Annotated in this window: 9 protein-coding genes and 1 pseudogene; 6 read left to right on the top strand and 4 right to left on the bottom strand. The window is 45.3% G+C overall.

Annotated features, from left to right (window positions below; all coding sequences use genetic code 11):
- Nucleotides 1-215 precede the first annotated feature (215 nt).
- Nucleotides 216-554 carry a P-II family nitrogen regulator gene (locus PX636_RS19395; protein WP_002787863.1) on the bottom strand — a complete coding sequence of 113 codons (339 nt, stop codon included), beginning with the start codon at nucleotides 552-554 and terminating at the stop codon, nucleotides 216-218.
- 179 nt (nucleotides 555-733) lie between these two features.
- Nucleotides 734-1,219: a DUF4079 domain-containing protein gene (locus tag PX636_RS19390; RefSeq protein WP_288118361.1), complete on the bottom strand. Its 486-nt coding sequence runs from the start codon at nucleotides 1,217-1,219 to the stop codon at nucleotides 734-736.
- A gap of 198 nt (nucleotides 1,220-1,417) precedes the next feature.
- On the opposite strand from PX636_RS19390, the gene PX636_RS19385 reads away from it, so the two are divergent.
- Complete coding sequence (locus PX636_RS19385) at nucleotides 1,418-2,077, top strand: phosphoribosyltransferase (protein ID WP_002796431.1); 660 nt, start codon at nucleotides 1,418-1,420, stop codon at nucleotides 2,075-2,077.
- 121 nt (nucleotides 2,078-2,198) lie between these two features.
- On the opposite strand, the gene PX636_RS19380 is transcribed toward PX636_RS19385, so the two are convergent.
- Nucleotides 2,199-2,501 (bottom strand): YkvA family protein, encoded by a 303-nt coding sequence (locus PX636_RS19380; RefSeq protein WP_287170857.1) that lies wholly within the window; start codon nucleotides 2,499-2,501, stop codon nucleotides 2,199-2,201.
- A 373-nt stretch (nucleotides 2,502-2,874) separates the two neighbouring features.
- Here PX636_RS19380 and PX636_RS19375 point away from each other — a divergent pair, with 373 nt between their 5' ends.
- The 3 genes from PX636_RS19375 (at nucleotide 2,875) to accD (ending at nucleotide 4,905) form a co-directional block, all read left to right on the top strand.
- On the top strand, nucleotides 2,875-3,684 hold the full coding sequence (locus PX636_RS19375) for a prepilin peptidase (protein ID WP_288118360.1): 810 nt from the start codon (nucleotides 2,875-2,877) through the stop codon (nucleotides 3,682-3,684).
- Nucleotides 3,685-3,785: 101 nt separating this feature from the next.
- A complete protein-coding gene (locus PX636_RS19370; RefSeq protein WP_002796434.1) occupies nucleotides 3,786-3,935 on the top strand; it encodes a hypothetical protein in 150 nt (49 codons plus the stop codon).
- 19 nt (nucleotides 3,936-3,954) lie between these two features.
- The gene (accD, locus tag PX636_RS19365) at nucleotides 3,955-4,905 is read left to right on the top strand and encodes an acetyl-CoA carboxylase, carboxyltransferase subunit beta (RefSeq protein ID WP_002796435.1); all 951 of its coding nucleotides are present in this window, start codon (nucleotides 3,955-3,957) and stop codon (nucleotides 4,903-4,905) included.
- Nucleotides 4,906-4,990: 85 nt separating this feature from the next.
- Here the strand turns inward: accD and PX636_RS19360 are convergent, their stop codons facing one another.
- On the bottom strand, nucleotides 4,991-5,374 hold the full coding sequence (locus PX636_RS19360; RefSeq protein WP_002802309.1) for a Fur family transcriptional regulator: 384 nt from the start codon (nucleotides 5,372-5,374) through the stop codon (nucleotides 4,991-4,993).
- A 31-nt stretch (nucleotides 5,375-5,405) separates the two neighbouring features.
- Between PX636_RS19360 and purS the strand changes: the two genes are divergently transcribed.
- Together purS and PX636_RS19350 are read left to right on the top strand one after the other, a co-directional pair.
- A complete protein-coding gene (purS, locus tag PX636_RS19355; protein WP_002796436.1) occupies nucleotides 5,406-5,681 on the top strand; it encodes a phosphoribosylformylglycinamidine synthase subunit PurS in 276 nt (91 codons plus the stop codon).
- A 127-nt stretch (nucleotides 5,682-5,808) separates the two neighbouring features.
- Nucleotides 5,809-5,944: pseudogene (locus PX636_RS19350) on the top strand (phosphoribosylformylglycinamidine synthase I); the annotation flags it as partial.

The raw sequence follows: 5,944 nt of genomic DNA, 5'->3' as shown, positions 1-5,944 counted from the left end.
CTATAGGAGCATTCCCCTAGAGAACCCCATAACTCTAGTTTTCAAGGTGCGTTCATCGGTTGATGACTGGGTTTTTTAAGCGGTTGCTTACCCGGCCCCCTATTCTTAATATCATACATCAGATCAAGTCGCCCTCAAAGGGCGAGGCTTTAAACCCAATTTTTCGGTAAATGAGGGGGGATGACAGCAGGGTACTATCATCCCTTGTTTGGAGGTTAAATCGCTTCGAGATCTTTTTCGCCGGTACGGATGCGGACGATCTGTTCCACGGGGGAGATGAAGATTTTACCGTCTCCGATTTCACCGGTACGGGCCGCCGAAATCAGCTTATCGACGACCATATCGACTTGCTTATCTTCGACGACGATCTCGATCTTGAGTTTTTGGAGAAATTCGACGGTATACTCGGAACCGCGATAACGTTCCGATTGACCTTTCTGACGACCGAAACCTCTAACTTCGGAGACGGTCATCCCGACAATGCCCGCATTAACTAGGGCGATTTTCACCTCTTCAAGTTTAAAGGGTCGGATAATCGCTTCTACTTTCTTCAAAATATCTATCTCCTCGTTGCGTGACGATACTTTCTTGGTAAATTACCTGTTAATTCTAAACTCGGAATCCCAAGAATAGTGCTTAAAGTCATGATTTCTTCAATTATTGCCCTTGGCCACAGTCTTCTGCGGTGAAAAATCTCCAGGTGGGAATTGGCCCACCCGAAGCCATAAACCAACTAGAGAGATAATCCCAACTGAAGACCGAAAACACCGTGAACTAGCAGTAAAATCAGGGCAATACTGCCGATATAAGCGTGAATAGTCCGGAAAAGTTCTTTTTTCTCGCCAGCGAAGCCAGTGAGGGACAATAATCCATTGAAAGCTAATAAACCGATCGCGATCGATCCTGTCCAGAAATGGCTGCTTTCGAGGATTGGATGTTTCTGCATAACCAGGGATAAAATACCGCCGGTGTAACCGAGAGCGATAAATAAAAACAGCCAGGGGGCGAGTTTGCGGTGATCGGCTCTATTTTTGGCCACTACTTCCCCATCTTTGCTTAAACGGCTTTGCCAACCGGCATAGGCAGTATAACTACCCATAACTAAAACCACGATCCCCATCATGACTGGATGTCCCCAATGAACGATCGGTTCGGGAGTTCCGAGACCGCGAAAGGCATCGGCGATCGGCTCTAGCGCATCACTTAAACTTTGATTCATGTTTGTTACCTAACTTTACAAAACCCTCTCGCCTAAGATTTTAGCCGATCTCTGGCCTAGAAAAACTTCGGTTAGCCGAAAAAATGTCAAGCCTTCGCTAAATTTCTTAACATTTCAGCTAGAGATTAGCGGAGAAATATAGAATAAAGTCAGGGGGGACTAGGGATCCCCACGGGGATTAGCCCCTAGGAGGGAGTTATGACTTATCTGCTCAAAGATCGGCGATCAGCAGGGAGACTATTAGCTAGTTACTTGACAGAATATACCAATAGTGCTGGGGTGCTAGTTTTGGCTTTGCCCCGGGGTGGGGTTCCGATCGCCTTTGAAATTGCCCAAAGGTTACATTTACCGCTAGATCTGTGTTTAGTGCGAAAATTAGGTGTACCGGAGCGCAAAGAGTTAGCTTTTGGGGCGATCGGTCAAAATGGTGTGCGGGTAATCAATGAAAGTATCGTTGACGACTTGCACCTATCGGAGGCGATGATGGAACGGGTAGCAAAGGAAGAAATGATCGAATTAGAGCGACGTGATCGCTTGTATCGAGGTGAGCGACCCTTTCCGGACGTGACAGGAAAAACGATTATTCTAGTAGATGATGGTATCGCTACGGGAGCAACGATTAAAGCGGCGATTCTGACCCTTAAGGCTGGAAATCCCGCTGCTATTATTATTGCTGTTCCTATTGCCCCAGTGGAAGTCTGTGATCAATTAGAAAAATTAGTTGATCGAGTAATTTGCCTACATAAACCCTACGAATTGAGATCAATTTCTCTTTGGTACGAAGATTTTTCCCAAACCAGCGATGAGGAAGTGCAAACACTTTTAGCCACCGTCGATAGTTCTTTGATTCAAGTTTAGGGAATTAGGAAGTGGGGGAGTGGGGAAGTGGGGGAGTGGGGAAGTGGGGAAGTGGGGGAGTGGGGAGAATAAATAACAGCAATCTCCTGAATTCAGAAGTCAGAATTGAGACTTACGAATTCTAACTTCTGACTTCTACGGCATCGGTATCAACGGCATTGGTTGGGGAAGAAACCTCGGTTTGATTCTTTACTCTCCCCGGACGGCGATTGCGATAATCAAGAACTAATCGCGATAATTCCGTGGTTAAAAGGGTGAGGACAATACCATCATCGATCCAACCAATAATCGGGAAAACGTCAGGAGAAATATCGAGGGGGCTAAACAGATAAACCATAGTTCCCAGAATGATAATCCAACGATATTGGGGGTGAGTGATTTTGCTGCTGTACCAGTTGTAAAAAGATTCAACAATCGGTTTCATTAATTTGTCCTCGTTGACTGCGATAATTTAATTTTGTCAGGTTGTCCCTGGGGCTGATAGTGAGGTTTTACCCCCATTATCTAGGGTGATATCCGCTAATTAATCAAAAAAAAAGCCCAGAAGAAAATTCACCTTTAGGGATGAGCCTGAATTATTAAGCTAAGACGTATTTAAACCGCTTATTCTTAATGATCAGCCGAATTTCCTCCAATCCCTTTACTGTTGCCTCTTGCAAGAGGGTCTCTTGCCTCGTCTCAACAAGCAATTGAAATTATGAACAGCTTATTACTGGATGCTTAAGAGGGGAGATAGTGGCATCTTTATCCCCTATAATAGGCGATAACAAACTAATCAATTATCTGCCAGTTTAAGGATGGAAACCCTCTTTCATCTAGTTACTTTTGCCTTTGTCTTCGCTTTGGGTGCCTCGGTGGGCAGTTTTTTAAACGTGGTCATCTATAGATTACCTAAGGGGATATCTCTAGTTTATCCCCCTTCCCACTGTCCGAAATGTCACCATAGGTTAGGTAAAAGCGAGAATATACCTGTTTTAGGCTGGTTATGGCTAGGGGGTCGCTGTCGCTGGTGTAGAACCGCGATTTCTGTCCGTTATCCAGCGATCGAAACTTTGACCGGTTTGTTATTTTGTCTGGTTTTAGGAGATTTTAGCTTTTCTTGGCAGACCCTCGGCTATTGGATTCTGCTAAGTTGGTTATTAGCTTTAGCTTTGATCGATTTTGACACGATGACGCTTCCCAACTGCCTCACCCAATCGGGATTAGTTTTAGGGATAGTTTTCCAAACTCTTTTAGGTTGGCAAAATAATCAAAGTGTTATCTATCTCTTTTCAGCGATCGCTAGTGCGGTTTTAGGAGTCTGGTTATTTGATCTGATCCGGTGGGGGGGAAGTTTTGCCCTCAGACAGCAGGCCATGGGGGGAGGAGATGCCAAATTAGCGGCCATGATCGGTGCTTGGTTAGGATGGCAAGCATTATTAGTCACCGGTTTTCTGGCCTGCGCTATTGGGGCAGCGATCGGTATGACGGGCATTTTTCTGGGTAAAATGGCAAAAAGACAAGCTATACCCTTCGGCCCGCTTCTTGCCCTCGGCGCTCTGATGAGTGTCTTTTGGAGTGATAAGATCATCTCAGCCTATCAAACCATTTTTTTCCCTTTGTTGTAAAAAAGCTATCTTGTAATTAAATCTTGATACAATAGTCTTCCGTGTCTTGGATCACCATTAGAACAACCCCCAGTCTAGGGTAAGCCGATTGGCTACAGGAAATGCTCAAAGCTCACGACATCCCCAGTTGCGTTATCGCTATTGGCCTTGGTATTTATTGCGGCCAGGGTCATCAGGCCGCCCTACAAGTACGTCCCCAGGATCGCTGGACAGCACTTTTGTTATTAAGTCCTCTAGAGGAAAGTCTATAAATTGTCTTTATTTTAAACTATGTCTCTATTTGATTGGTTTGCAAATCGCCAAAAAACAGAACCCAAGGTTCAACAACAACAGGAACGAGAAATAGCCGATGGTCTATGGACAAAATGCCCAAATTGCGGCGTTTTGGCCTATACGAAGGATTTATTAGCTAATCAACTGGTTTGTCTCGATTGCGGTCATCATAATCGGGTGGAAAGTGAAGAAAGAATTCGCCAGTTAGTGGATGCTAATACTTGGAATTGCCTCGATGAACAGATTCGACCGACGGATCCGCTCAAATTTCGCGATCGGAAAAGTTATAGCGATCGCCTGCGGGAAACCCAAGAAAAAACCGGACTGACGGATGCTGTCCGGACGGGAACGGGGACGATCGATGGTTTACCCTTAGCTTTAGGGGTGATGGACTTCCGTTTTATGGGGGGTAGCATGGGATCGGTGGTGGGAGAAAAACTCTGTCGTTTGACGGAACAAGCTACCGATGAAAGTTTACCCCTGGTGATTATCTGCGCTTCTGGCGGGGCGAGAATGCAGGAAGGAATGTTAAGTTTAATGCAGATGGCCAAGATTTCCGGTGCCCTTAACCGGCATCGAGAAGCAAAGTTACTCTATATTCCCGTCTTGACTAATCCCACCACGGGAGGAGTCACGGCCAGTTTTGCCATGTTGGGAGATATTATTATCGCCGAACCAAAGGCTACTATCGGTTTTGCCGGTAAACGGGTAATTGAACAGACTTTGCGCGAGAAATTACCGGAAGGTTTCCAAACATCGGAATACCTATTAAAACACGGGTTTGTAGATGCGATCGTTCCCCGTACCCATCTCAAGAAAACCCTCGCTCAATTAATTAGTTTACATCAACCCTTTTTCCCCTTGTTATCCCCCCTCAACAGCCATCATCACTACGGTCAGCCGGAGTTAATCCCTCTGAAAACAGCCCAAGGTCAAACAACAGTTTAATCTCTGTAAGACGGCACTGGAGTGGAAAGTCTGAGCATTTGTACTAAAATTTCCCGATCGGCAGTTTCAATGTAGTACAGCTTACTTAACTGGGTTGACAATGATCGCAAAGTCCAAAAAATTCGAGAGTGTGGTAATAAACCTTGAATTGGTGTGATTTTTCGAGTTTTTCTTCCAATTCGTGAACGGGACACTCATTAAAGACGATAGACCGACCGCAATGAATACAGGTAAGATGGTGTTGATCCTGCTGAACGGAACTGTAGAGGGATTCTCCTGTGGCTAGGGTTCTCACCTGCACTGCTCCCTGTAGTTTTAGGGATTCTAGGGCGCGGTAAACAGTGGCTAACCCCATATTTTGGTCACGCTGACGGAGTTCCACAAACAATTCTTGAGCGGATACTGCCCGATTTAAGGTTTTGAGTAAGTGGATAATGCGCTCTTGCGATCGGGTGCGTTGGGATTTCATATCAAAAAGGTCAGCGATCAAAGTTAATTCTATGCCAAAAAATTATCAGTGCTGTATTTATGTTACCCTGCGCCCTTCGGTTCTCGATCCGGCGGGTACGGCGGTAGAGTCGGGATTAAAGCAATTAGGTTATGATACTGTGGCTGGGGTGCGAATTGGTAAGTATATTGAGCTTACCGTGACAGCAGCGGACGAAACCAGCGCTCGCGCTCAATTGGCTCAAATGTGCGATCAACTATTGGCTAATCCTGTAATTGAAAATTATCGCTTTGATTTGCATTGTCAGGAGATAGGGGATAGGGATTAGGGGATAGGGAAATGGGGGATTAGGGGATAGGGAAATGGGAGAATGGGGAAATTCAACTAATACCCTAACACCCTAACACCCATCTGATGAGAGCTTTTTGCAAAATGAATTAACCAAGTTAAAAATTATGAAGTTTGGGATTATTGTTTTCCCTGGATCGAATTGCGATCGAGATGTGGCAACGGTGACGGAGGGGATTTTTCAGCAACCTACCCGCTATATTTGGCATCAAGAGACGGATTTAGGGGATGTGGATGTGATCG

Source organism: Microcystis sp. M53598_WE2 (assembly GCF_030067735.1).
In the GTDB taxonomy this organism is placed as follows: domain Bacteria; phylum Cyanobacteriota; class Cyanobacteriia; order Cyanobacteriales; family Microcystaceae; genus Microcystis; species Microcystis aeruginosa.
The sequence above is the reverse complement of the archived record's forward strand: the minus strand, read 5'-3'. Positions and strand labels throughout refer to the sequence as shown.

Excerpts from the sequence above, each read along its gene's own strand:
- PX636_RS19385 (WP_002796431.1), top strand. The coding sequence starts at position 1,418 with ATGACTTATCTGCTCAAAGATCGGCGATCAGCAGGGAGACTATTAGCT.
- PX636_RS19370 (WP_002796434.1), top strand. The coding sequence starts at position 3,786 with ATGCTCAAAGCTCACGACATCCCCAGTTGCGTTATCGCTATTGGCCTT.
- PX636_RS19390 (WP_288118361.1), bottom strand. The coding sequence starts at position 1,219 with ATGAATCAAAGTTTAAGTGATGCGCTAGAGCCGATCGCCGATGCCTTT.
- PX636_RS19380 (WP_287170857.1), bottom strand. The coding sequence starts at position 2,501 with ATGAAACCGATTGTTGAATCTTTTTACAACTGGTACAGCAGCAAAATC.
- accD (WP_002796435.1), top strand. The coding sequence starts at position 3,955 with ATGTCTCTATTTGATTGGTTTGCAAATCGCCAAAAAACAGAACCCAAG.
- purS (WP_002796436.1), top strand. The coding sequence starts at position 5,406 with ATGCCAAAAAATTATCAGTGCTGTATTTATGTTACCCTGCGCCCTTCG.
- PX636_RS19375 (WP_288118360.1), top strand. The coding sequence starts at position 2,875 with ATGGAAACCCTCTTTCATCTAGTTACTTTTGCCTTTGTCTTCGCTTTG.
- PX636_RS19360 (WP_002802309.1), bottom strand. The coding sequence starts at position 5,374 with ATGAAATCCCAACGCACCCGATCGCAAGAGCGCATTATCCACTTACTC.